The organism is Vibrio natriegens NBRC 15636 = ATCC 14048 = DSM 759 (assembly GCF_035621455.1).
GTDB classification, from domain to species: Bacteria; Pseudomonadota; Gammaproteobacteria; order Enterobacterales; family Vibrionaceae; genus Vibrio; species Vibrio natriegens.
Genome location: NZ_CP141823.1, coordinates 684,409 through 708,000 on the forward strand (window position 1 = coordinate 684,409; position 23,592 = coordinate 708,000).

The window sequence follows — 23,592 nt, forward strand, 5'->3', positions numbered from 1 at the left end:
TATCTTTAAAAAACGGATACCAGTTGTGAATAACTCAAAAATATCGTTAATCTCATACCCAAACTGAGCCCTCAACAAAGCAAAAATGGTTACGAACAAATCGTTACTTACCCATTGAATGAACACTTATTATGCGCTAGATTACTTACAACTTATTATTAGGACCCAACCATGATCGTAACTGTCGACATCATTCCATTCAGACTTTCTGGCTGTGCCAATAAAGGATTGGAAGTGTTGCTGATTAAACGTTCAAATCCGAACCGACCATACCATGGCGTATGGGCATTGCCGGGTGGATTTGTCTTTGATAAAGATTTGACCCATGAAGGCGGGCGTCCAGCGGATGAAAATTTCGAAGCGGCTCGTCGCCGTATTTGCCGAGAAAAAATCCATACTTACCCTCGTCATTTCAGTGAAGCGTTTATTGATGGTGATCCGAAGCGAGATCCAGACGACTGGAGTTTAAACATCACCCACTATGCCTTAGTGGATCGAAATAATGTTGAGCAAATCAACAACGCTGGCGTTCCAGAATGTCATCTAAAGTGGTTCCCGCTGCAGGCCATCCTAGATGGTGAGGAAACTCTGGCTTTTGACCATCAAAATACCATCGAAAAAGCCTGGCAAAAGTTGCGCGCTTCTATCGAATACACGTCCGTACTTCTGTTCGCGTTAGACAAAGAGTTTTTGGTTGCCGACATCATTTCTGCTTATCAGGAGTTTGGGATCGACATCAGCCGCATGACCATCAAACGCCGTTTGATCGACTCAGGCGTACTGAAACCAACCAACAAAGTCGCTTCCACCAACAAAGGTAAAGGTGGTAAACCAGCCATGGTGTACACACTAACTAGCGACGAAGTCACTTTTTTCCAAAACTGTTTGCGTGGATAAGCGCAGACAATCAGACAGACAAGGAGTCTGCCATGACTGTTCGAGTTAACTATCAAACCACTGCGGTATTCGATGTGGATCCTGAGAAAGGGTTCAGTGAGCTTTGCCCTGACGAACTACCCGTAGCAGGCGCCCTTGAAATAGTACCGGAACTACTTAAAAACCACGCAAAAGGTCGTTTAAAACTGGTGAGTCGCGACTTACACCCGCCCAAAGCAGCGTGGGACGCAGAAACGCCAACCAATATGTTAGAACCCGTTGGTTTGCCAAACGTCGACGTAAAATGGAATCGTCACTGCGTACTCGGCACGACCGGTGTTGAACTGTTAGACGGATTGCCGCCTGTTCTGGAGTATGATTTCCAAGTCAATAAAGGCATGGATCCAGACGCGCATCCATACGGCGTTTTCTTTCATGACGTTGCTGATACTAAAACGACTGGTGCGAATGAGTTCCTGAAATGTAACGACATCGATACGCTTGTTGTCGGTGGCTTAGCCCTCGATTTCTGCGTAAAAAAATCGGTGATGCAGGCATTAGATCTCGGGTTTAAAGTCGTTGTGAATCTTGCTTCGACACGCGCAGTATTGCCAGATACCCTTGATGATGTGATTGCTGAAATGAAACAAAACGGCGCGTTATTTGTTGACTGTGCTGATGACATCATTGTCGAGCAGTTTGCATAACATCATCACGATAAGGAAATCACCATGCACCAACACGAAAAATTAAACTACGTAGAATTTGGCAGTACAGATTTGAGTGCGACAAAGCAGTTCTTTGAGCAAGTTTTTGGCTGGTCATTTGTCGATTACGGTCCGGATTACAGCGCATTTTCTGGACAAGGACTAGACGGTGGATTCTTCAAGTCTGAGCTTGTCAGTCACACCTCAAATGGCGCAGCACTGTTGGTCTTTTATAGTTCGGACATTCAGGCGACATTGTCCAAGGTGGAACAACATGGTGGGCATATTTTGCGCCCAATCTTTGAGTTTCCCGGAGGTTGTCGATTCCACTTTACTGAACCAAGTGGCAATGAGTTTGCTGTTTGGTCAGAAAGTCACTAATTCGACCGCCAGAAACATGCTCTTGTGGTCTGATTAGCAAGTCGCGCCTTGCACTTGACTGTGATGCCACGACATAATGCGCCAAACTTTTAAGTGAACAGATTTATGCAAGAGATTTACTTTGCGGGCGGCTGCCTGTGGGGCGTACAGGAATTTATGCGCCACCTTCCCGGCGTGATTGCTACCGAAGCGGGTCGCGCGAACGGCACGACAAATTCCACTGCCACGGATTACGACGGTTATGCGGAATGCGTACGCACTCAATTCGACCCTTCGCAAGTATCTATCGAAGATTTGATGGGTTACTTCTTCGAAATCATCGACCCTTACAGCGTCAATAAACAAGGTGAGGACGTCGGTGAAAAATACCGAACGGGTGTGTATAGCCAAAACCCGCAACACCTCGACAGAGTAAAAAGCTACATCGCAAATAGAGAAGATGCCGCCAAGATAGTGGTCGAAGTACGTGAGTTAACCAACTACGTACCAAGTGATGACGAACACCAAGACAGGCTAACTCGCTTCCCGGATGATTACTGCCATATTCCTCTGGACTTATTACACAAGTATAAGAACCGCTAACAGCCAGTATTCGCTGAATATTTTTCAGACGGATTTAAAAACAACAAAGGGAGCACAAGGCTCCCTTTTAGTTATTTACAATCGTATCTACTGAGAAGAACTTAACGAGCGCCTTCTGCTTCCAATTCCTGTTCCGCCACTGACAGCATCGCAAACTCTTCTTCTGCTGAAGTCGCAACCAGTTTGTTGCGGCTGTAGAGTCCGTAATACGCTCCACCGATAACGAACAGTCCCATGGTCATAAAGAACGCTGAAGGATCAAATGCATAAACGCCAGTCATCGCGATTAAAGAAAGCACCAACGAGATACTTGAAGTAACAATACCACCCGGTGTTTTGTATGGGCGATGTAGCTCAGGTTGCTTGATGCGTAGCAAGATGTGGCTTAGTGACATCAAAGCGTACGATACGGTTGCGCCAACAACAGCCATTGCCAAAATCAAATCACCTTCACCTGTCAGCGAGACTAAGAAGCCAAATACACCCGGAACAAATAGTGCACGAGTCGGCACTTTCTTATCACTTGTTAGTGACAAGCTTTGTGGCAGGTAACCAGCACGAGAAAGCGCGAATACCAAACGGCTGTAGCCGTAAATGATTGAGAAGAACGACGCAATCAAGCCAGCCAGACCAAGTACGTTAACGGCAGTAGCAATAGTCAGGTTACCTGTCAGCTTCAGTGCATCAACCAATGGTACCGCACTATCACCAATAACTTGTGAACCTACTGCACCAGCTAAAAGCACAACCACAAGAGTCGCTGTTAGTAGAAGGAACAACATTGCACCGATAATGCCTTTTGGCACGTCTTTCGCCGGGTTTTTCGCTTCTTCTGCCGCTAAAGGAACCCCTTCAACCGCGAGGAATAACCACATCGCAAATGGCAGTGCAGCCCATACACCATACCAGCCAAATGGTAACGCTTCTGTTGCCTGAGCAGTTGCTGGAGCAATATCAAACAGGTTGTTGATGTCGAAGTCACCTATCAGTACACCTGCGGTCGCCAAAATGGCCAACACCGCTAATCCACTAATAACCATCATGACCTTTAGCGCTTCACCAACACCAGCCATGTGAATTCCGATAAAGACGGCATAAAAAAGTGCGTAGACAACAGGGCCATCAATACCAATCAATTCATTCACCGCTGAGCCAATGAATATTACAATCGCAGCAGGTGCAAGCGCATATTCAATAAGTACAGATAAACCGGTAAAAAAGCCGCCCGTCGGTCCCATTGCCTGACGCGCAAAGCTATAGCCGCCACCAGCAGCCGGAATCGCCGCCGACATTTCCGCCAAAGATAAAACCAACGTTAGGTACATCACCGCCATCGCAATCGCTGCGATAAGGAAACCACCCCAGCCTGCCTGAGCGATACCAAAGTTCCATCCGGCAAAGTCCCCGGAAATAACATACGATACGCCCAGCCCCGCAAGCAGAATCCAGCCTGCGGTCCCTCTTTTTAACTGTCTTTTAGCCAGATATTCCTGATGATTAGACATAGTAAATCCCTCTACATTTTAGAAATTAAGAAATTGTTGTTGTGCTTATCTTCGAGATCGCCACCACTCTCTTCGTCAATGGCAGAACGGTCCTTTAAGTTCACGCCTGAGAGTTGGAGTCTTCGAGCCTCTTTAAGCAAATAGAATGCGCGCTGACAGGCATCGTCATAATTGAGCCCTTGCGGTCGCACGTTAGAAATACAGTTTCGGTCGGAATCCTTCGAGCCGCGTTTCGCTCCCCAAGTCAGGTACATGCCCATACTGTCTGGCGATGTCAGTCCTGGTCTTTCGCCGATAAGAACCAACACGGCCTTGGCATTAAAGCACTCGCCGACATCATCACCGACCGCGACTCGCCCCTGCTTCACAATAGCGATAGGCGCTAAATTCCATTGGTGTTCTTCATCACCACTCATTAGTGAAACTAAGCGGCTGATAACGGGTAAGGCATGGTTCTGGATCGCGACAGAAGAAAGACCATCGGCGATAACGATCGCTAAATCGAGCTCGGTATTGTGTTCCTTGCCAATGGCTTCAAGCGTGTTCCAGGACGCTTCATCAAGCTGGCGGCCTAGATCTGGTCGCTGCAAATACATGAATCGATCGGTGACTTTGCTTGTCACCACGACAGGTGGCTCAAGTGTTTGTTTGAGAATCGAGTACGAGTCGGACAGCTGGGCGACCAGAGAGTCTACATTCAGAGTACAATGCACTGCGTCCATCGCCTGGGCGTGATCGAGCTGAAAAGAGAGCAATTCATCCGTCGGAACACTATTTCCACTGCGACCCAGAGCGATACGCGCAGAAGTAAACTCACGTAATTTATCCCAAGGATTACGTGTCACGACTTTTGCTGTCGCGCCGTCTGAGATTGAAACCACTTTACCCATGAGCACGCCCCTTATTCAGCTGTGAAATTGCGCCGGCAAACGAATTAGAAATGCGGTCGTTTAAACGCACCTCGTGTACGTCTTCGAAAATTTGCATGTCGGTAAGCCACTGTTCGAACTCAGGCGCAGGCTTTAATCCCAGCACTTTTCTCGCGTATAACGCGTCGTGGAATGAAGTGGTTTGATAGTTGAGCATGATGTCATCAGAACCAGGAATGCCCATGATGAAAGAACATTCGGCTACGCCCAACAGTGTAAGAAGGTTGTCCATGTCATTTTGATCAGCATAAGCATGATTGGTGTAGCAGATATCGCAGCCCATCGGCAGCCCAAGAAGCTTGCCACAGAAGTGATCTTCCAGACCGGCACGAATGATCTGTTTGCCATCAAACAAGTATTCAGGCCCGATAAAACCAACCACAGTGTTTACCAACAAAGGATCAAACTGCCTTGCTACGGCATACGCACGAGTTTCACAGGTTTGCTGATCGACACCGTGAAAAGCGTTTGCTGACAAAGCCGTGCCCTGTCCGGTCTCGAAATACATCACGTTGTTACCAACCGTTCCTCGGTTAAGTGAAAGCGCTGCTTCGTGCGCTTCTTTTAATACAGCCAGGTTGATACCAAACGTGTCGTTAGTGCCTTGTGTACCACCGATTGACTGGAAAACCAGATCGACAGGTGCACCCATCTCGATAGCCTCGATGGTGTTGGTCACGTGGGTCAGAACACAAGATTGGGTAGGAATTTGATAGTGCTGAATAACCTCGTCCATCAATTTCATCAACTTGACGGCTTGAGGTACGTTGTCAGTTGCCGGGTTGATGCCAATTACCGCATCACCGTTGCCGTACATCAGGCCATCAAAGATCGTCGCGGCTATGCCATTAAGAGAGTCGGTCGGATGATTAGGCTGCAAACGGGTGGATAAGCGGCTTGGTAAACCAATCGTATTACGGAAAGCCGTCACTACCTGGCACTTTTTCGCGACCAGAATCAGGTCTTGATTGCGCATGATCTTGCTTACCGCCGCCACCATTTCAGGCGTTAGACCGGGACGAATTTTGGCTAACGTGACACTGTCCGCTTGTTCGCTCAACAACCAGTTGCGAAAGTCACCTACCGTCAGGTGTTCGATCGGTTGAAAGGCTTCACGGTCGTGAGTATCAATAATTAAGCGCGTGATTTCATCGCTTTCATACGGGATCACGACTTCGTTTAGAAAGGTTTTTAGAGGCAGCTCGGATAAGGTCATTTGCGCCACGACGCGCTCTGCGGCTGACTCGGCACATACTCCGGCCAGCGCATCGCCAGATCGCTCCGGGGTAGCTTTTGCCATCAAGTCTGCCAATGACTCAAAGGTATACACCTTACTTCCTTGTTGCCGACGATAAGTTGCGGTCATGATTCTTCCCCTTCAACTACATGGTTCAGTTTTTGCAATTTTTCTGCTGATAGTTCTATAAGTTTCTATAGGGATTAAAGCGAAATGCATTCCCGATGATTATCAAAAATCGGCAATGTTAAAAAAGGGTTTTTAAACAGTATGTTAACTATGTTTTGCCCTACTTTGATTCACTAAACAGGCATCGGAAGTAAATATGATGAATGATGAACAGATCTCTGCCGCACCAACTTTGTGCACAAATCCCACAAAAGATGCAAACCAACAAGCAGCAAGCCTTGTCAATTGGCAGCAGGAATATGACCAAATCAGCAATGGGCGCTTCCTAGGGCAAATCAGAGAGCGACGATTCAACACTGTGCATGTATTTCGTGAAGACAGTAACCGTGCACTGAGACAGCAATGCCGTGTCGAGGAAGGTGGGGTTTGGCTGGGGATAAGCGTTGAAGATAAAGCGTTGCATATCAACCATTCACAACTTGATGCTGACAAACTTTTACTTCGCCAAGGGGGAGTAGACTTCGAGTTAATTACGCCAGAAGCCTTTTCGATTTATGGCATGGTGCTAAAGCAAGGTTTTGTTCAGCAGCTTAAAGAGCAACTCGAGCTTGACGATGTTAAAGGGCAAGAGCTCTACTTGTCTGGCTTAAGCGAGCGTCACATTCAACAACTCAAATATTACTTGGGCATATTACTTGATCCCAACCAGGCACGATGGTCGTGCGAAACGCATCAAACGGTCGTCAAAGATGTCCTGATGGAACTGTTTTCGTTAAGTTCGCAGCAAGAAGCCGCGCCAAAAGCATCCTCTCAGCGACAAGTTGTGATGAACCGCATTCGACAATATTTGGAAAATCAGGATTACAGAACCCCAATTACCGTAAGTGAACTGTGTGAGGCTGTACATGTGAGCCGTCGAACGTTGCAATATACATTTGAAGCGTGCTGCGATACTTCTCCGAAACAATTTATTCATCGAATGCGACTGAATCAGATACGCCGTATACTGCAAAATCCTCAAGAAACTCGTAACATCGCAGAGATAGCCTTTGACTTTGGCTTTTTCCATCTCGGACAGTTCGGCCAAAGTTACAAACAACTGTTTGGTGAAATGCCCTCGGAAACAAGGCAATGCATCTGATGAAATGAGATTTTTCAGAAGTAAGTAATCACTTCCTCTCAAGTGCTTTCGAACTATACACGCTTGTAAGGCTTAGATATTCTGAGCAATACGCCACAACGCGCCACTTGGGTCAAACAGACAGCATTCACGCATCCCCCAGGGCTGATCGACCAAATCAGTAAGACGGGAACCAAACTTATCATGATTCAATTGTGACAGATGCTGGTGCCAGCTTTGGACGTCCTCCACCAGCAAATGCATCATGAAGTTATGACAATGTTCCGGCTCATAAAAGTTTTGTAAAAGGAAAGCATGCTTCCCTCGGAAGAAGTACGCCACGTCACCAAAATCGGACGCCATCTCAAAACCAGCTTCCTGATAAAACTGCTTTGAAAGCTCATAATCCTTGGCTGGTATAAACGACTTTATTTCTACAATATTCAGGTTTTCCATTTCCTAGATCCAAATTCAGTAACACTGACTTATCAATCAACTTTAATCAACGCGAGAGCATCTCACCAGCTAGCTCCTTGATTTCTTATTACGATGGTACGCATTCTGCTATTTGTTCCTGCAACCAATCCACAAACTTCCGTTCTAATTGAGTTAGAGCCTTATCTTGATGAAGTAAAACATAATCATAGCCTGATAACGTGAAGCCAAAAGGTGCAATGAGATTACCACGCTCAAGATCATCCATCACCAAAGGGTAAGATCCTAACGCAGCACCTAAACCATCTATCGCGGCTTGGATACAAAAGTAGAAATGGTTAAAAGTCTGCTGCGCATTCTCACGCATTTCTGGATGCTCAGCGCTTGCCATCCATTCTTGCCAAGCGTCCGGCCTGGTTTTGCTGTGTAATAACTTAACTTTGCACACGTCTTGTTTAACTTGCTGCCAATAATTTGGAGAGAAAACAGGACCCACCCACTCTTCAACTAATAGCGTTTTTGGGTATTCGTGCAGTGGCTCAAAATCGTCTCGACGAATCGCCATAGAGAGCCCAGTTGAACCTAGTGCTACTGTCCCCCCAGCCGTGGACAAACGAACGTCAGCTCCGCATCCTTCATTAAAATCAGACAGCCGCGGCATCAACCAACGCATGGTCAAGGTTGGTTCACACGACACCTCTAAGCATTGATGCTTTTGTTGCTGTAATTTGCTCACGCCGTTTTCCAAAGCCTGAAAAGCTTGCTGCGTATAACCTTTCAATATTTCCCCTTCTTTCGTGAGAAAGACATTTCGACCTTGCTTGTAAAACAGAGGCTGTTCGAGATAGCTCTCTAGCACTTTTATCTGCTTACTCACTGCACCATGAGTAATGCTCAGCTTATCTGCCGCTTCTGTAAAACTGGATGAAGACGCCGCAACGTGAAAAACTTGAAAGGATTTTAGGTGCCTCATAGGTGAATTATTCTCACAGGTTTTGGAATTTGTTTCGATTATAGTCTTCGAGTTGTCAGCCTACAATTCGTGTGTCCATAACAACAAATAAACAGGAGTCATCATGGAGTTGTTCAGCCTTGCGTTACTAGGCATACTTATTGTTATTAGCCCTGGAGCCGATTTTGTGTTGGTATTAAAAAATAGTCTTAACCAAGGCAGACGCGCGGGCATTTGGAGCGCAGTCGGAATCAGCCTCGCTATCTCAATACATATCTCCTACTCTTTATTCGGGATCAGTTACTTAATTTCACAAAATGAATGGCTGTTTAGTATGATTCGTTACTTAGGTGCGGCCTATTTGGTTTACCTCGGATTAAAAGGCCTTTTTGCTTCACCATCACAGCAAGCTGAAGGGCAAGCCGCACACGAGTGTGCTCCTGATTGGCAGTTCTTTTTTCAGGGCTTTCTGTGTAACGTCCTCAACCCAAAAACGATGTTGTTTTTCTTAAGTATCTTTAGTCAAGTAATCAACCCTGAAGCGGACAACCAAAACAGCGCTCTGATCTATGGGGCGTACATGATTGCGTTGCATGGCATTTGGTTCTCGATGGTAGCGGTACTGTTTACCTCGCCATATCTACAAACGCTATTGCTCAAGCTGAAACATCGACTCAATCAAGCATGTGGAGCGGGCCTGATCCTGTTCGGCGCTATGCTTGGATTGAAATAATTAGAAAAAAGCGGACTCATCTGAGCCCGCTTTAACTTTGCAATGTTATGGCTGTATAACAATGACTTAATCACTAACGATTCACTTCGTTAGATATCAAGCTCTTTGTCATCTACGTGGTTAGTGATCATCGCTTCTGTGCTGATCATCAAACCAGCAACAGACGCTGCGAATTGAAGCGCAGAACGTGTTACTTTCGCTGGGTCGAGGATGCCCATTTCGATCATGTTGCCGTATTCACCCGTAGCTGCGTTGTAACCGTAATCTGCGTCACCCGCTTTTACAGCATTCGCAACCACGGATGCTTCATCACCAGCGTTGGCTGCGATTTGGCGAAGAGGTTCTTCCATTGCACGGAGTGCAACACGGATACCAACATTTTGATCATCGTTTTCACCTTTTAGAGCCGCCAATTCTTTCGCGATCTTAATTAGGGCCACACCACCACCAGCGACAATACCTTCTTCAACCGCGGCACGAGTTGCATGTAGCGCATCGTCCACGCGATCTTTCTTCTCTTTCATCTCAACTTCGGTTGCCGCACCGATTTTGATCACGGCTACGCCACCAGAAAGCTTCGCAATACGTTGCTGTAGCTTGTCTTTGTCATATTGAGATGTCGTGGTTTCCATTTGTTTTTCAATCGACGCGACGCGATCAGCAATCGCTTCGGCTTTGGCACTACCACCTACGATTGTGGTTGTATCTTTGTTGATAGTAACTTTCTTCGCACTACCCAGTTGCTCTATCGTTGCCTTTTCTAGCTCTAGACCGATTTCTTCAGAAATAACGGTACCCGCGGTTAGTACCGCAATGTCTTCCATCATCGCTTTGCGGTTGTCACCAAACCCAGGTGCTTTCACGGCCGCTGCGCGTACGATACCACGCATGTTGTTCACGACCAGTGTCGCCAGCGCTTCGCCTTCGATGTCTTCAGCAATGATCAATAGTGATCGAGAAGATTTTGCCACCGCTTCCAGCACTGGCAATAGCTCACGGATACTGCTGACTTTTTTGTCCACCAAAAGAATGTATGGATTATCTAGCTCTACGCTGCCATTTTCTTGGTTTGTGATGAAGTATGGCGACAAGTAACCGCGGTCGAATTGCATACCTTCAACCACAGACAATTCGTTGTCCAGGCCTTGACCTTCTTCAACGGTAATCACACCATTGCGACCTACTTTTTCCATCGCTTCTGCAATGATTTCGCCGATCGCACGATCGCTGTTTGCAGAAATGCTACCAACTTGAGTAATGGATTCTTTGTCACTGCATGGTTTGGACATTTCACGTAGTTTCTCAACTGCCGCTTCGGTGGCTTTGTCGATACCGCGTTTTAGGTCCATTGGGTTCATGCCCGAAGCCACCGCTTTAAGACCTTCGTTGATGAAAGATTGTGCCAACACCGTTGCGGTTGTTGTACCGTCACCCGCTTCATCGTTCGCTTTGGACGCAACTTGCTTCACCATTTGTGCGCCCATATTTTCGAATTTGTCTTTGAGCTCGATTTCTTTCGCAACAGACACCCCATCTTTCGTGATGGTTGGCGCACCGTAAGATTTATCTAAAACAACATTGCGACCTTTTGGACCGAGTGTCACTTTTACTGCATCCGCAAGTAAGTTCACACCTTTCAGCATTTTTTGACGCGCGTCATTAGCAAATAACACATCTTTTGCAGCCATGGTTATCTCCTTAAAAACTACTACAAAAACAATTACTCAACGATTGCTAACACATCAGACTCGGACAGAATCAAATATTCTGCGCCATCAATTTTTTCGGTTTTCACACCGTAGCCGTCATTGAAAATGATCTGGTCGCCCACTTTGACTTCCATCGCTGCGCGATCGCCATTTTCCAGACGCTTACCTAAACCAACTGCAATGACCTTACCTCGGTTGGACTTTTTAACCGATTGAGAAGTTAGAACGATTCCCCCTTCTGATGTATTTTCCACTTCTTGTCTTTCAACAAGCAGCTTGTCATTTAAAGGACGAATTTTCATTTGGAGTGCCTCCTACTCAATACAAAAAATAAAAGACAAAAATTGAACATAAAGATGAAGTTGCGAGTCGTATGCTCGCTTACGCTGAAAATAATAAGGTCGAAAAATTGGAGTTCAAGGGGAAAATTCATAAAAATTTTTTATTGGTTTGAACAACGCCCTTTATTGGAAATTCTCATTCACCATCACTCTTATTGGATCTATGATGGTGGGCATAGTACGCAGTGGCACACTTGGTTTGATAAGGATAACGAAAGTATGAAAAAGGTAATTTCTCTGGTTCTTGCAACGCTGAGCTTAGGTTTGCTTGCTCCGAACGTCGCGGCTTCTGAGCGCGCAGAGCAAGGTTGGCTGTTGATAGAGCAAGGCGCAATGATCGTCGATGTGCGTACTCCGCAAGAATTCTCTGAGGGGCATTTAGATAATGCGGTGAACTTCCCTTTGTCTGAACTGGATAAGCATTTTAAAGACGTTAATAAAGATCAATTGATCGTTCTGTACTGCCGCAGCGGAAACCGTTCAGCGCAAGCCTATCAGTATCTCCAATCTCAAGGTTTCACGAATCTGCATAACGCAGGTGGGTTTGAAGAGTTACAAAGCGCTAAATAGCGCCTTGATTTGCTCTTGTCGATAAAAAAGCAGAGCGCGTTGCCGATTTATCACAACGCGCTCTGTTGGTTCCCCTAGTTTAAAAAACGCTTAAGTCCTTTTAAGCGAGTGCCCCCTATTCTTCGTAAAATCACACACTAAAAATCAAGGTGATAGTTGTTATTGGTGTTGTTTAGCGCAATAGACCAATTTTGCTCAGACTCCTTGGCACTCATCGGTACCCATTGAGCGTAAAGGTGCGTCCAGTTTCCGTTCACTTCTAGCTCTACGACTTCCGTCTCCGTTGGATAAACAGTCGTCACACGAGAGATTGGGTCGGCAATCACTGTGCCATTCTCTGTGGTATACGCCGCTTTTGAGTACAGGTGCAAAGCTCCCTCAGTCGAGCCAGTATAGTTAACAGAGAGAGTAATTTTTTCACCGATATCAAATGAGAAATCGCGTTCCGCCACGATATCCGCCGTATTGTCGCTCACCTCAGCTACTGCTGGCGTAGGAGGAGTGCTTGAACCACCACCTCCACCGCCGCCTCCACAAGCCATGGTTAGTGCCGAAATCAATGAAGTGATAAGTAATTTTGTTGAATGTTTCATGTCAGGCTCCTTACTGCTGAGTCGCAGGAATTACTTTGTTCGCAGTTGAGGCTTGATACCACTTAGTGTCTGACTCGCCACTGCTGGTTACCCAAGTTGGAAAAGCTTTATACGCTTTACTGATGTCGACGTTTTCGACCGGATGATCCCACTCATCACGAATGTTGATTGCCCATGGCATGTTGTTGTCCGTCAAAAATGATTCAGAGCCACCGGAATTATCGTCGTGCTGATTGAAGAAGGTATTATTCATCTCACTCGTTCCCGCGAAGGATTTGAAGTGTGTTTGCCAACTCATACCTGGAGGGGTTGCAGTAAAATCGCCATGGTACAAATCTTTAGAAGCAAAGATGAAAGAATCATACGGCGGATACCCTACCTGCTCACGTGATACAGGGTTCGATAACTCAACCATGAGTTGATAATTAAGAACATCAGATGTTTGTTGGCCAATACACGCGTTTTGAGTGCGATAGAAAGTGCAGCTGCTGTCTAACTCACCCAATATTTCTAAGTCTTTGCGCAAATTTTCCGAGACCACAAGCACCGCCTCTCCACCGGATTGCACCACTTGATGAGTAACGAGTTCGCCATTTCGTGTCAGTTCTGTCGACGCAAGATTGGTTGGGTCTACATTTGGCAGATGAATAGCAAAACCGTTAGAGAACCCTGCTCCCATCGCCTGCAGTGTGAAATCAAAAGTGATGTTTTTGATTTCACGCTGACCATTTAGCAACTCGGTGACACGATAACGCCACACCACATCATTGAAGTCGTAATCGCCCATCAGTGGCCAGCGATCTTCAAACGCCATCGTCGCGTAGGTATCTGAGCTTGGATACACCGAGGTCACCGTGACTTCTGGGTTGTTTTCCTGCACTAGTGGCTCGTACTTCGAATCTGTGGAGCCATCGGTGTTGACGCCATCAATGGCAGTGAATGGGCTGACTTCGACAGTAAACAGCAAATCGTTGAAGTCGTTGTCGCCATCTGGACGAAAAATATCTTCAAAACCCAGCACGAGAAACTCATTTTGCGTGTCGATAAATGCCACATTGTGACGACGATTTTCTGAAGTCGACTCTGGGTTCAGATTCGAGAAGCTATAAAACGGCGTGCCCCAACTGCCAAGGCTGGCGATGTTGTTATACGAACCAGACCACCCCCAGCCATTCGGAATAATAAAGAATGCGAGAGTTTGACCTGCGGTGAGCTGCACATTTAAATCGATCGTGTCACCTTCTTGCATCTCCCCATCTGGTGCTTTAGATGTGTTAGGAAAAATGATCACGTGCGCTTCGATTTCATCTTTATTGACGGGTGGATTGTTCGTATCAAAAACGAAATAACCGAGCGTATTTCGATACCCTGCTCCCTCATTCAAAAAGGTGACTTTTGCTGTTGCGAACTCCGCACCATTCAGTTCGTCATCAATATCAATGCTGGAATAACGTTCTGGCGCAATAAAGGCACTGTTGACGAGCGTGCCTTCTGGCAGCATAGAGTAAACGTTGCTAAGCACATCTTGTGGTAAAGATTCTGCAACCGAATAGGTATTAACGGGTTTACCTTTTGCTGAATAATTTGAACTGTCACTACCAGATTCAAAAGTAAAATCACTGGTCGTGAGCGCATTCGCTGAAAGTGATAAGCAGCAGCCAGAAAGCGCAAGTAGTTTCCCTGTTCTCATAATGTTCCCCTTCTTAAACCGGACGTTGGTCATATGCAAGAAAGAGCAATTATGGTGCCTAAAAAAATCAAATACTTAACAACTAGTTATGTTGACAATTCTATTTTTTCTCATTTTGAGAATGAACATGACAAGCGAAATAGAAGCCTTGGGAGCGTAGAAAGCGTGCTCGTGCACACTTAGGTTTAATGCGCGAGGCGTTGGTATTCGCCTCACGATAGTGAAGGATTTGGCCTAAAACTTTGGTCCCGCCTCAAACTGAGTCAGATTGTCGGTTATCTCTAACCACGGCGCTTTTGAGCCAACAAAAATGTGAAAGCTTGGCTTGTGTGAAGGCGCATCATCCAAAACGCCCAGACGAATGTTTACGATCCCGTTATTCTTTTTCGAATACAAACTCGAACCACAATGACGGCAAAAGCACAGCTCGGTATTTTCACTCTTTTTATAGGCTTGAATGTTGTCTTGACCTTCCGTTATCAGCAGTTTATCCAGCGCAACGCCACCAGCCGAAGAATAGTCAGAGCCCGTAAACTTACGGCATTCAGAGCAATGGCAATTTCCCATGTATTTGAATTCATCCGCCACTTCTAATTTTACTTTGCCACACAAGCATGAGCCTTTAAGTAGTTTCATGAACGTCCCTTTCTTAGTCGTGAGTACATAAGCTTGATTTAGAGATAAACATGCCATTGGTATAAGACAAATAAAAGAAGGGAAATGCAGGTTTTCAAAAATGAAATGAAAAGGTAATAAAAGCTTGCTGATATAAGAAAGCCAAGCAGTGAGCTTGGCTTTGGGAGATAAACATTGAGCGTTTCAGCTCAATTAGAAAATACAGTGTTTAGTGTAGCTAGACGCTTCATTCGCAGTCCAGTCGCCTTTTGGCTTCTCTTTCAGGTCCTTACACCACTGTTCACTGCCCACGCCATCTTGAAGGACGCAATGCTTAGCAAAATCCATGGCACTTTCTGTTGTCCACTCAGTTTTTGGTTTGTCTCGCATGTCGTTACACCAACTCTCGGTGCCAACTTCGTCGCTACAAGCAGTTAAAGCCGCAGACGCCAACAGTAACATTACCAATTTTTTCATAAGATTTAGGTTCCAGTGTCAAAGAATGTTCTAGACAAGTAACGCCCAGATGAGGCAATCAAACATGACTGTCGAACACAACATCTTGAAGCGACTTTTGTATAAACTATAACTAAATTATCAGTCTACGTGTTAAGACATCGACAATTTATCTAAAATCATTGGACTAGCGCACACATCGTCCTGCGACTATAAACGCTTCGCTGTAGGCAAAGAAAATAGATTCGCCGATCCGGTACCGAAACACGCCAAACGTAATTCCAGTGCCATTTGTTCGAAATGTTCAACAACGTTTTGAGTACTTATTGTCGCGGCTTTCAGCACAGCCCCCGCCTGGCCAACCAAGTTGGCGCCCAAGTGGATCGCTTTGGCAGCTTCTAACCCGTTGTGAACACCGCCAGATGCGATTAAAGGTAACGCAGGGTACTGAGCGCGAATTTGTTCAAGACAGGTAGCCGTTGGTATTCCCCAGTCACGAAACAGCTCCGCTGCACGCTTCATACGGGCATTCTCCTGGCAAAAACCTTCGACCGCACTCCAGCTAGTGCCGCCAGCTCCCGCCACGTCAATGGCTTTAACACCTGCGTCGACCAGTTTTTCAGCCATAGAGCCGCTAATACCAAACCCGACTTCCTTGACGATGATCGGAACATCCACTCGTGATTCCAGTTTTTCAATCGCATGAATCACACCAATCCAGTTGTGATCACCATTTGCCTGAAAAGCTTCTTGCATCGGGTTCACATGCACGATCAGAGCATCGGCTTGAATGGCGTCTACGGCTCGTTGAGCATTGTCCAAATTTTCTTTATCACGCAGTTGAGCTGCACCTAAATTGGAATACAACGGCACACCTTTAGCCAGAGCCCGAATCGTTCGGCCTAAACCTGAGTTCAGACTCTGTTCCAGACTAATGCGTTGAGAGCCGACTCCCATCGCAATACCTAATTCACTTGCCGCTTCAGCCAAACGGCAATTGATTGCTTCCGCGTCTTTGGCTCCACCTGTCATCGAACTGATTAAAAATGGCAGAGCCAGTCTTCGACCTAAGAACTCGGTAGACAGGTCGATGGCGTTAAAGTCACATTCTGGCAGCGCACAGTGCTCAAATTCGACAGACTCGAAGCCCGCCGTTTTATGCTTCATGCTCATGTCATGATGTAAAACAGCGTCTAGGTGTAAATCTTTTCGATTAGTTTGCGGAGCCATAATGTCACCCTAAAGTAAAACAGTCGCGCAGTATTGCGATCCTTGTCAGTAACGTCAATGCGAAATTTCTGAAATATCCGCCGTACTTCCTTTAAACCTGCCAAGACCATTGATTTACTTTGCTTTTTACCTCACAAGTTTAACGCATGTGAGGCTAGCAGCTTTTATAAGCTTGGATAACAAATCGGCAAGATGCCAACTCAATAGATTCTATAACGGCTGTTGATTGCTTTCAGGCATAATCAAAGACACCACCGTGCTGGTCGTGTTTGGTGCAAACTGTTCGGGATCGTCACAGAAGTGAATTTTGCCCTTTTCTTCCACATAAAACAGTGGAGTGAGCAAATTGCTATTGTGATGCGCCAAATAATCCTGATAGGTGAAACTGTCACTGAGCTTAGTATGTTTTATTTCCGCTCCACGGCTCAATAAACTCGCCAGTTGGCTGTAACTGACATTACCGCCCATCAGCAGCCTGCCATGATATTCCTGAGCGACGGTGTGCTTTTCACTGCCATTACCGTTTGTTTTGGTTTTTTGCAGACAATGCACTTTATCTTCGCCGAACTCATCGACAAACTGCATACAAGCCATAATGTTGAAATGTTGATCCGGCGTCAGGGCGACAACCTGACCAATACCAATTAAATTGAGGTTATCGTCTGCGTGGCTGGATATCGGGTTCCCATAGTAATAATCCAGACCGAGCATGCGAACTTGACTGATGTATTCCCAGTTTGAGTCCGTCATGAGAACACGTCTGTCATAACGCGCTAATGCCTGACCTATTTCTCTGGCAACTCGGTTCGCACCAATCAATAAGAAACCTCTCGGCGCAGGCTCTGCGACCCCTAAGGCAACCGCGACAGGGCGAGCCGTCGCACTTTGTAGCACAACGGTTCCAATAATTACCATGAAGGTCATTGGTACAAGCAGGCTAGCACCACTGACACCGTATTCGATTAGCTTAATAGCAAAAAGAGACGAAATAGAGGCCGCAACAATACCACGCGGTGCAACCCATGACAGAAACAGTTTTTCCTTGAGACCTAAATTACTGCGTATCGTAGCGAGGAATATTGATAACGGACGCGAGACCAACTGCATGAAGACAAATAGCATCAAGGCGCCAGATCCCAGAGCAGTAAAGTCATCCAAGCTTATGCGAGCGGCTAAAAAGATAAACAAGCCGGTAATAAGCAAAATGGTCAAGTGCTCTTTGAAGTGCAATATCTGCTGAATGTTGATCTCTTTTGCATTGGCGAGCCACATCCCCATAACGGTGACAGTAAGCAGCCCTGCTTCAGATTCTAAATGATTGGAAACCGAGAAGACGCCAAGTACCACCATCAACACGGCAAACGGCTGTAAATATTCTGGTAACCATGCCCGACGCAACGCTGCTGACACCGCCGCGCCAGATGCAACGCCAAGAATGACACCAACGGCGATGATCTTGGCAAAGACTTCGGCGCTATTGACCGCGCTGTGTGACACGATAAACTCGTAAACCATGACCACAAATAGCGCACCAAGCGGATCAATCAGAATCCCTTCCCAACGCAGAATATTAGCCAGAGTGCTGTTTGGTCTCACAGTTCTTAGCAGCGGGACAATCACGGTAGGCCCCGTTACGACGGTCAAGCTGCCAAACAACATTGCCAGCTCCCATGAAAAACCCAAGAAATAATGTGTCGCCACACTCGTCACGGCCCAAGAGATAATCGCGCCAAAAGAGACAATACTCCACACTGAGCCACTCACTCCGCGAATCTCTTTAAAATTTAGCGTTAGGCTTCCTTCAAACAGAATAACGGCCACTGCCAGCGAGACCAACGGAAAGAGTAAGTTTCCTAATATTTCATCCGGTTTCAGCCACTGCATTAATGGCCCGACAACAAGGCCAGCCAACAGCAAAAACAGTATCGCTGGCAAACGAAGTCGCCAAGCTAACCACTGACACCCTAAACCAATCACCCCAACCGCTGATAGCACCAGCGCTTCATTACCAACTTGCATCTATGTCACCTATTCTTATCGTTGTTTTAGCGTAAACACGCAAGAGACAATCTTATTGCTTGAAATTACTAATATAGTTGAGTTCACGTTTACTCCACCGTTCAACGCACGAAAAATTACCAAAAAGAGAAACATAAGCCCCAAATCATCGCGCAAGTCTAAGAATTTACTGCATTTCCCGTTAAGGAGACTTACCGACTCACATTCGACATGTAGAATGTTCTTTTAGCGTTTCTAAAAATTTTAGGCGGAACCTAGCATCCCAACGCTCACAGGTATAGACCGTGAACTAAGCTTTAACTTGGGTGCTCAAAGTTAAGAATCCTCATGAGGCCGTTGAAAAGACCAGGATAGGGAGAAAAGCACTTGTTGACTTTATTCGCGGTGATTATGGCGTTTTTCGCCTTGCTAATTACATTGAAAGCAGTAAAACGAATTTCAAATCTGGAAGACGAGATAACGCAGCTCCGCAAAGAGCTGTCGGATTTCCGCTCACGATGGTTAGATCAACAAAGCCAACCAGAAACAAGTGAATCGTCTTCCGCTCCTGCTTCTGAACCCACTACTGCGACTTCAAGCCAAACGAATGTTCACGACGCAGGTCCTTCGCAACCTAAAGCAGAGCCTGATGATGCTCTAGAGTCACCAACCGTGCCGTTCTTCGCGCAGCAGACTGCTCAGGAAGATATTCAGATTGCGGGCTTCGCCGAGAACGACAACAGTCATTGGGAAAACAAAACCGAAAAGTTACTCTCCAGCCTCCAAGAAAACTGGCTCGTCTGGGTGGGAGCGTTGGCGATGCTTATTGGTGGCGGCTACTTGGTGCAAGTGATTGGCAGCCATATTGAGTTTTCACCCTTCGTACGTGTCGCTTTTGCCTTTACCTTATCTTTTGCCATGATCGCTGCGGGCGAGTGGTTTCACCGAAAAGAACAGCGCGATCCAGAACGAGCACAACGAGCCCAAGGGTTCACTTATGTTCCAGCCGCCATTACCGGAACTGGCCTGACCGGCGTTTACTGTACGGTTATTTTTGCGTTTGTTGTCTACCAGATGCTGACACCAAGCATCTCATTGCTGATCTTAGCTGTCGCCGCATTTTCCAGCCTCGCTTTGTCATTAAGGCAGGGGCCATTAATGGCCGTGTTGGGATTAATCGGCGGCTACACTGCGCCCTTATGGATAAGCGGCGCTGAACCTGATTATTTCCTGTTGGCGGGTTACATCAGCGCAATATCCATTGCGGCCACTTTGCTTATGCAGAAGGTACGCAGGGCTTGGATCTCACCGAGTAGTACCATACCGCATGCGCTTTGGATGCTCATTCTGATAGAAAGTATTCCGACAGAGAGTTTATTCTCCTGGTCTTATATTTACTTGTCGCTCACGTTGTATCTGGTTTATGCCTTGCCAAGATTAGGGTGGACACTCAACCCTCGTTATCGCCATTGCCAGAATAAATGGACAAACCCTCCTGTCATCACGTCTCTTGCAATCGTATTGCTGACCTTTTCTGCAATAACAAGAATGCCCGAACTTAACGTCTTTCAAATGGCGTATTGCTATATTTTACTTGTTGCAGCTATCTGGCTACCCGCGTTACGTAAGGGTTGGTCAACGCGAGTTTTCCTGCCTTCGGTTCTGGTATCAGCAACCGCTATATTGGTTGTTTCGGTCGCATTTGACACGCTCTACATGTCACAGAGTGAGAGCAGTATTCTGCTCGCATTAGCATTGAGTATCGTGTTTATTGCGCTAAGGAACTATATACAAGGGCTCAATGATCGCTCTTCCATACCCAGTGTCTTGTTGCTCGCCCTTGCACCTTCAATGACGCTAATCGTTCTGTTTTATGCACACGAGTTTATGTACAGCTATGCCTGGTATTGGACGTTCTTTACGGCTTTAGTTGCAGTCTGCTACGTTTATTTGGGCATGCGTTTAACACGACTCGCCTACGAATGTTCCGCAGTCGTTCATGCTATCGTTGCTGGCTGTTCCTTTGTTTGGCTTAGCGATACGTGGCTAACTACTGCGATTTCGGCACAAGTGGCTGTGATGGCATTACAAATACAAGCAGGTTATTTTCGCCCTGCCAGTTGGGCAGTCAAAATAATGATGGGTGCTTTGGTTGTTCGCCTGACGCTTCTGCCATTTATTCCTCAGTGGCAGCCAGTTGAAACAGGGCACTGGGCGTGGGTACTACTCAGTTATCTACCTGCACTCGTTATTCTTGCGTATGCTCGATCCGTGCTAACCAGAGCAGACGTTGATCTCGCCAATTGGTTTGAAGGTGCATTTCTGCACGTCTTTTTAATCGCATTGTTCACACAAACAAACTACTGGTTAACGGGACAATATGGCTACCTTGGACACATCGACTTTACCAGTGCCATTGTCTTCGCGAACCAGGCTTTAGTCATGGGCTTCGTATACAGTTACCGCAGCCAGTTCGCACAGCAACTCACTTACGTCTACCAAGCATACAGTTACTTGCTTTGGAGCATATTTGCTTTAATGACTTTATTACTCAATACGATTGAATCGCCATTAAACGTTGATAACGTATCCGCTCAAGCCATTCCTCTTTTCAATATGTTGAGTTTAGGCTGGCTGCTACCGGCATGTATTCTAACTGCTGCGGTATTTAGGAAGTGGAACACATTACGAATTCACCGTCATGTTATCTCAGGAATCGGGTTTACACTTGCAGCTATCTGGCTGGGTATGTCTATCCGACAGTTCTGGCAAACAAATTCTATGACTTTATATCAATCGACCAGCATGGCCGAGCTATTCAGTTATTCGGTCGCAGGATTGCTTGTTGGAGGATTACTAACATGGGCTGGTGTGATTCGAAAATCAATGAACATGCAACGTATTGGTCTCATCATCCTGGCTTGCGTTGCGTTAAAAGTGTTCCTGTGGGATGTACGTTCTCTGGATGGCTTCTGGCGTGCTATTAGCTTCCTGGGCTTGGGCGCATCTTTAATTACGCTTGGGTGGTTGTTCCAGAAATTTCACCGTTCCGTCTCGGAACCTTCCAAAACTTGATTCAAATCCGAGATTCCCGACGTGCTAAAAGCAAGCCGTCCGGAATCTCTTTTTGTATTTTTCCAAGAGACATATCAACGTTCTCAGCGATTAAACGACTTAAGCCGACTTACTTCATGGACTAACCGGAACTAAAAATTACGCCCTGAGAAATGTCAGGGAAAAGTTAAAATTATAAAACCTAGGCAGTCTAAATTAATAACTCGTGATCTTGATGCAAGCGTGTTTACCAAAGTTAAGGTATTGTATCTCAAAGATAAGAAAGAGCAGTGGTTTACTGATAGTTACCCAAATTACAACTGTAATTGGATGGATATACTTCTCATCAGTGATTAAAAAAAGCCGTTAGACTAAATAACCATTTACACATCAAATATAAAACGGCTATTGTTCTATTACCGCGGTAACAAGTTCTAACGCGATAACAGATTCGAACATCGAGATGACGCTTCGCTTGCGCGTCTGGAATAGGTCCGAGTTCCGGGGGGGAGCTCGGACTTTTTTATTGGGCTAACGTTATAAAGTCGCACCGACATTGCGCTGCGCAAGCGTATGGATAGTTAAAGCAGCTCTTTGGCGATCAGTTGCAGTAAAAAGGTTTCCCTCTCAATACTCATGCCCTTTTTCGGGCTCTCAGCCATCGTTTGCTCGTTGTGTGCAATCGCCTCATGGATGTTCATCCACACAGGACGCATACCGTTCTTGACCTCGTAATCCTCATAAGCCGTCTCGCCTAACTCACGATCAATTTTGCAGGTATAGCAGTAAGAGATCATATGCATCACATCGGCGTCATCTTTGTACCAAGGTCGAAACTCTTCAAAAAGACCAAATGGCTTAATGCTGTGTATGTTATTTGCCCCAGTTTCTTCCTCTAACTCTCGAACCAATCCGGCAATGATATCTTCACCATCATCAATTCCACCACCAGGTAACGTGTAATCATGGTAGCGCTCCGTGTAGAGCAGTAATACATTCTCACCATCAAGCACGATTGCCCGTGCAGCATTACGCTTAAAAATGATTTTATCGTCGAGATGATCAATATCTGGATGAACCGTTGATTTTAAGTGTCTCATTGAGGATTCCGTAGTGAATGCTTTTGCGCGCATACTACCTAAATTGTCTTACTTTCCCAAGTTACAATTCCGAGCGTCTATCTGACTCTAATTTAAAGTTCCTCATAACCTAGGGAAGTAGATCAAGATCTTATTTGAATCTCTCAACCTGCCTCGCCTTCATACTTTTAACATCGTTAGGACATGAACTGACGAAAGTTGCCTATAATCAATACAATACTCGTCCATCCCATGCGGAGATCAATAATGAATAAGACAAGTTTACTAATAACTATGGCAGTAGCTGCTGGGCTCTCTGGTTGTTCCACTTACGATAACGCAACACGCTCGACTGAATACACATCCGTAGCAAATCCGGCATCTGTATATTGTGTTCAACAAGGTGGAGAACTGGACACCGTTACAGAGAACGGTGAACGTGTAACCTATTGTGTCTTTTCAGATGATGAACGCGCTGAACAATGGGAATATTATCGGGAAAATCATCAAGAGGGTGAGGACTACTAACCTTCAACGAGTTTATCGTAAACGAAATTCAGTAATAAGGAGCCACATGGCTCCTTTTTTATTTGTGCTACTGAAACTAGTTTGTCCATTTTGTACGGACCCTCTGACATTCCTGACAATCTCATGACATAACTTTCCAACCG

At 45.9% G+C, this 23,592-nt stretch carries 23 protein-coding genes; 9 read left to right on the top strand and 14 right to left on the bottom strand.

Translation table 11 applies throughout. The features are described 5' to 3' along the window. Positions 1-171 precede the first annotated feature (171 nt). From VER99_RS17575 to VER99_RS17590, 4 genes are all read left to right on the top strand, one after another. The gene (locus tag VER99_RS17575; RefSeq protein WP_014233614.1) at positions 172-897 is read left to right on the top strand and encodes an NUDIX domain-containing protein; all 726 of its coding nucleotides are present in this window, start codon (positions 172-174) and stop codon (positions 895-897) included. Positions 898-929: 32 nt separating this feature from the next. Then, on the top strand, positions 930-1,583 hold the full coding sequence (locus VER99_RS17580) for a nicotinamidase (protein WP_020334401.1): 654 nt from the start codon (positions 930-932) through the stop codon (positions 1,581-1,583). A 24-nt stretch (positions 1,584-1,607) separates the two neighbouring features. Further along, positions 1,608-1,964 carry a VOC family protein gene (locus VER99_RS17585; RefSeq protein ID WP_014233612.1) on the top strand — a complete coding sequence of 119 codons (357 nt, stop codon included), beginning with the start codon at positions 1,608-1,610 and terminating at the stop codon, positions 1,962-1,964. 105 nt (positions 1,965-2,069) lie between these two features. After that, on the top strand, positions 2,070-2,546 hold the full coding sequence (locus tag VER99_RS17590; RefSeq protein ID WP_020334400.1) for a peptide-methionine (S)-S-oxide reductase: 477 nt from the start codon (positions 2,070-2,072) through the stop codon (positions 2,544-2,546). A gap of 101 nt (positions 2,547-2,647) precedes the next feature. Here VER99_RS17590 and eat read toward each other — a convergent pair whose 3' ends face one another. From eat to VER99_RS17605, 3 genes are read right to left on the bottom strand one after another with little or no spacing between them, the layout of a single operon-like run. Further along, positions 2,648-4,051, bottom strand: a complete 1,404-nt coding sequence (gene eat, locus VER99_RS17595; RefSeq protein ID WP_020334399.1) for an ethanolamine permease — start codon at positions 4,049-4,051, stop codon at positions 2,648-2,650. 11 nt (positions 4,052-4,062) lie between these two features. Then, the gene (gene eutC / locus VER99_RS17600) at positions 4,063-4,941 is read right to left on the bottom strand and encodes an ethanolamine ammonia-lyase subunit EutC (RefSeq protein ID WP_020334398.1); all 879 of its coding nucleotides are present in this window, start codon (positions 4,939-4,941) and stop codon (positions 4,063-4,065) included. Further along, on the bottom strand, positions 4,934-6,346 hold the full coding sequence (locus VER99_RS17605) for an ethanolamine ammonia-lyase subunit EutB (RefSeq protein WP_014233608.1): 1,413 nt from the start codon (positions 6,344-6,346) through the stop codon (positions 4,934-4,936). Before VER99_RS17605 ends, eutC begins: the two co-directional genes overlap by 8 nt. Before the next feature lie 196 nt (positions 6,347-6,542). Between VER99_RS17605 and VER99_RS17610 the strand changes: the two genes are divergently transcribed. Further along, positions 6,543-7,487, top strand: coding sequence for a helix-turn-helix domain-containing protein (locus VER99_RS17610; RefSeq protein WP_020334396.1), 945 nt, complete (start codon positions 6,543-6,545; stop codon positions 7,485-7,487). 72 nt (positions 7,488-7,559) lie between these two features. Here VER99_RS17610 and VER99_RS17615 read toward each other — a convergent pair whose 3' ends face one another. Both VER99_RS17615 and VER99_RS17620 read right to left on the bottom strand, forming a co-directional pair. Continuing rightward, positions 7,560-7,922, bottom strand: coding sequence for a VOC family protein (locus VER99_RS17615; RefSeq protein ID WP_020334395.1), 363 nt, complete (start codon positions 7,920-7,922; stop codon positions 7,560-7,562). An 88-nt stretch (positions 7,923-8,010) separates the two neighbouring features. Next, positions 8,011-8,874 (bottom strand): LysR family transcriptional regulator, encoded by an 864-nt coding sequence (locus tag VER99_RS17620; RefSeq protein WP_020334394.1) that lies wholly within the window; start codon positions 8,872-8,874, stop codon positions 8,011-8,013. Positions 8,875-8,977: 103 nt separating this feature from the next. On the opposite strand from VER99_RS17620, the gene VER99_RS17625 reads away from it, so the two are divergent. Further along, the gene (locus tag VER99_RS17625) at positions 8,978-9,586 is read left to right on the top strand and encodes a LysE family translocator (RefSeq protein ID WP_020334392.1); all 609 of its coding nucleotides are present in this window, start codon (positions 8,978-8,980) and stop codon (positions 9,584-9,586) included. 89 nt (positions 9,587-9,675) lie between these two features. Here VER99_RS17625 and groL read toward each other — a convergent pair whose 3' ends face one another. Beyond that, entirely contained in the window at positions 9,676-11,274 is a 1,599-nt protein-coding gene (gene groL / locus VER99_RS17630; RefSeq protein WP_020334390.1) for a chaperonin GroEL, read from the bottom strand. Positions 11,275-11,306: 32 nt separating this feature from the next. Continuing rightward, the gene (locus VER99_RS17635) at positions 11,307-11,597 is read right to left on the bottom strand and encodes a co-chaperone GroES (RefSeq protein ID WP_014233602.1); all 291 of its coding nucleotides are present in this window, start codon (positions 11,595-11,597) and stop codon (positions 11,307-11,309) included. A 258-nt stretch (positions 11,598-11,855) separates the two neighbouring features. Here VER99_RS17635 and VER99_RS17640 point away from each other — a divergent pair, with 258 nt between their 5' ends. After that, positions 11,856-12,206, top strand: a complete 351-nt coding sequence (locus VER99_RS17640) for a rhodanese-like domain-containing protein (RefSeq protein ID WP_020334389.1) — start codon at positions 11,856-11,858, stop codon at positions 12,204-12,206. A 137-nt stretch (positions 12,207-12,343) separates the two neighbouring features. On the opposite strand, the gene VER99_RS17645 is transcribed toward VER99_RS17640, so the two are convergent. The 6 genes from VER99_RS17645 to VER99_RS17670 all read right to left on the bottom strand — a co-directional run bounded on the left by VER99_RS17645 (position 12,344) and on the right by VER99_RS17670 (position 18,809). Continuing rightward, positions 12,344-12,799: a hypothetical protein gene (locus tag VER99_RS17645; protein WP_020334388.1), complete on the bottom strand. Its 456-nt coding sequence runs from the start codon at positions 12,797-12,799 to the stop codon at positions 12,344-12,346. 10 nt (positions 12,800-12,809) lie between these two features. Next, positions 12,810-14,489, bottom strand: coding sequence for an LruC domain-containing protein (locus VER99_RS17650; protein WP_020334387.1), 1,680 nt, complete (start codon positions 14,487-14,489; stop codon positions 12,810-12,812). 234 nt (positions 14,490-14,723) lie between these two features. Beyond that, positions 14,724-15,125, bottom strand: a complete 402-nt coding sequence (locus tag VER99_RS17655) for a GFA family protein (RefSeq protein ID WP_020334386.1) — start codon at positions 15,123-15,125, stop codon at positions 14,724-14,726. A gap of 192 nt (positions 15,126-15,317) precedes the next feature. Further along, positions 15,318-15,581 carry a DUF3012 domain-containing protein gene (locus VER99_RS17660; protein WP_014233597.1) on the bottom strand — a complete coding sequence of 88 codons (264 nt, stop codon included), beginning with the start codon at positions 15,579-15,581 and terminating at the stop codon, positions 15,318-15,320. Between the two features lie 189 nt (positions 15,582-15,770). Continuing rightward, positions 15,771-16,790, bottom strand: a complete 1,020-nt coding sequence (gene fni, locus VER99_RS17665; RefSeq protein ID WP_020334385.1) for a type 2 isopentenyl-diphosphate Delta-isomerase — start codon at positions 16,788-16,790, stop codon at positions 15,771-15,773. Positions 16,791-17,000: 210 nt separating this feature from the next. Continuing rightward, positions 17,001-18,809 carry a cation:proton antiporter gene (locus VER99_RS17670; RefSeq protein WP_020334384.1) on the bottom strand — a complete coding sequence of 603 codons (1,809 nt, stop codon included), beginning with the start codon at positions 18,807-18,809 and terminating at the stop codon, positions 17,001-17,003. A 366-nt stretch (positions 18,810-19,175) separates the two neighbouring features. Between VER99_RS17670 and VER99_RS17675 the strand changes: the two genes are divergently transcribed. Next, on the top strand, positions 19,176-21,863 hold the full coding sequence (locus tag VER99_RS17675; protein WP_081041983.1) for a DUF2339 domain-containing protein: 2,688 nt from the start codon (positions 19,176-19,178) through the stop codon (positions 21,861-21,863). Positions 21,864-22,423: 560 nt separating this feature from the next. Here VER99_RS17675 and VER99_RS17680 read toward each other — a convergent pair. Beyond that, complete coding sequence (locus tag VER99_RS17680) at positions 22,424-22,942, bottom strand: NUDIX domain-containing protein (RefSeq protein ID WP_014233593.1); 519 nt, start codon at positions 22,940-22,942, stop codon at positions 22,424-22,426. A 246-nt stretch (positions 22,943-23,188) separates the two neighbouring features. On the opposite strand from VER99_RS17680, the gene VER99_RS17685 reads away from it, so the two are divergent. Continuing rightward, on the top strand, positions 23,189-23,449 hold the full coding sequence (locus VER99_RS17685) for a putative hemolysin (protein ID WP_024373018.1): 261 nt from the start codon (positions 23,189-23,191) through the stop codon (positions 23,447-23,449). Positions 23,450-23,592 lie beyond the last annotated feature (143 nt).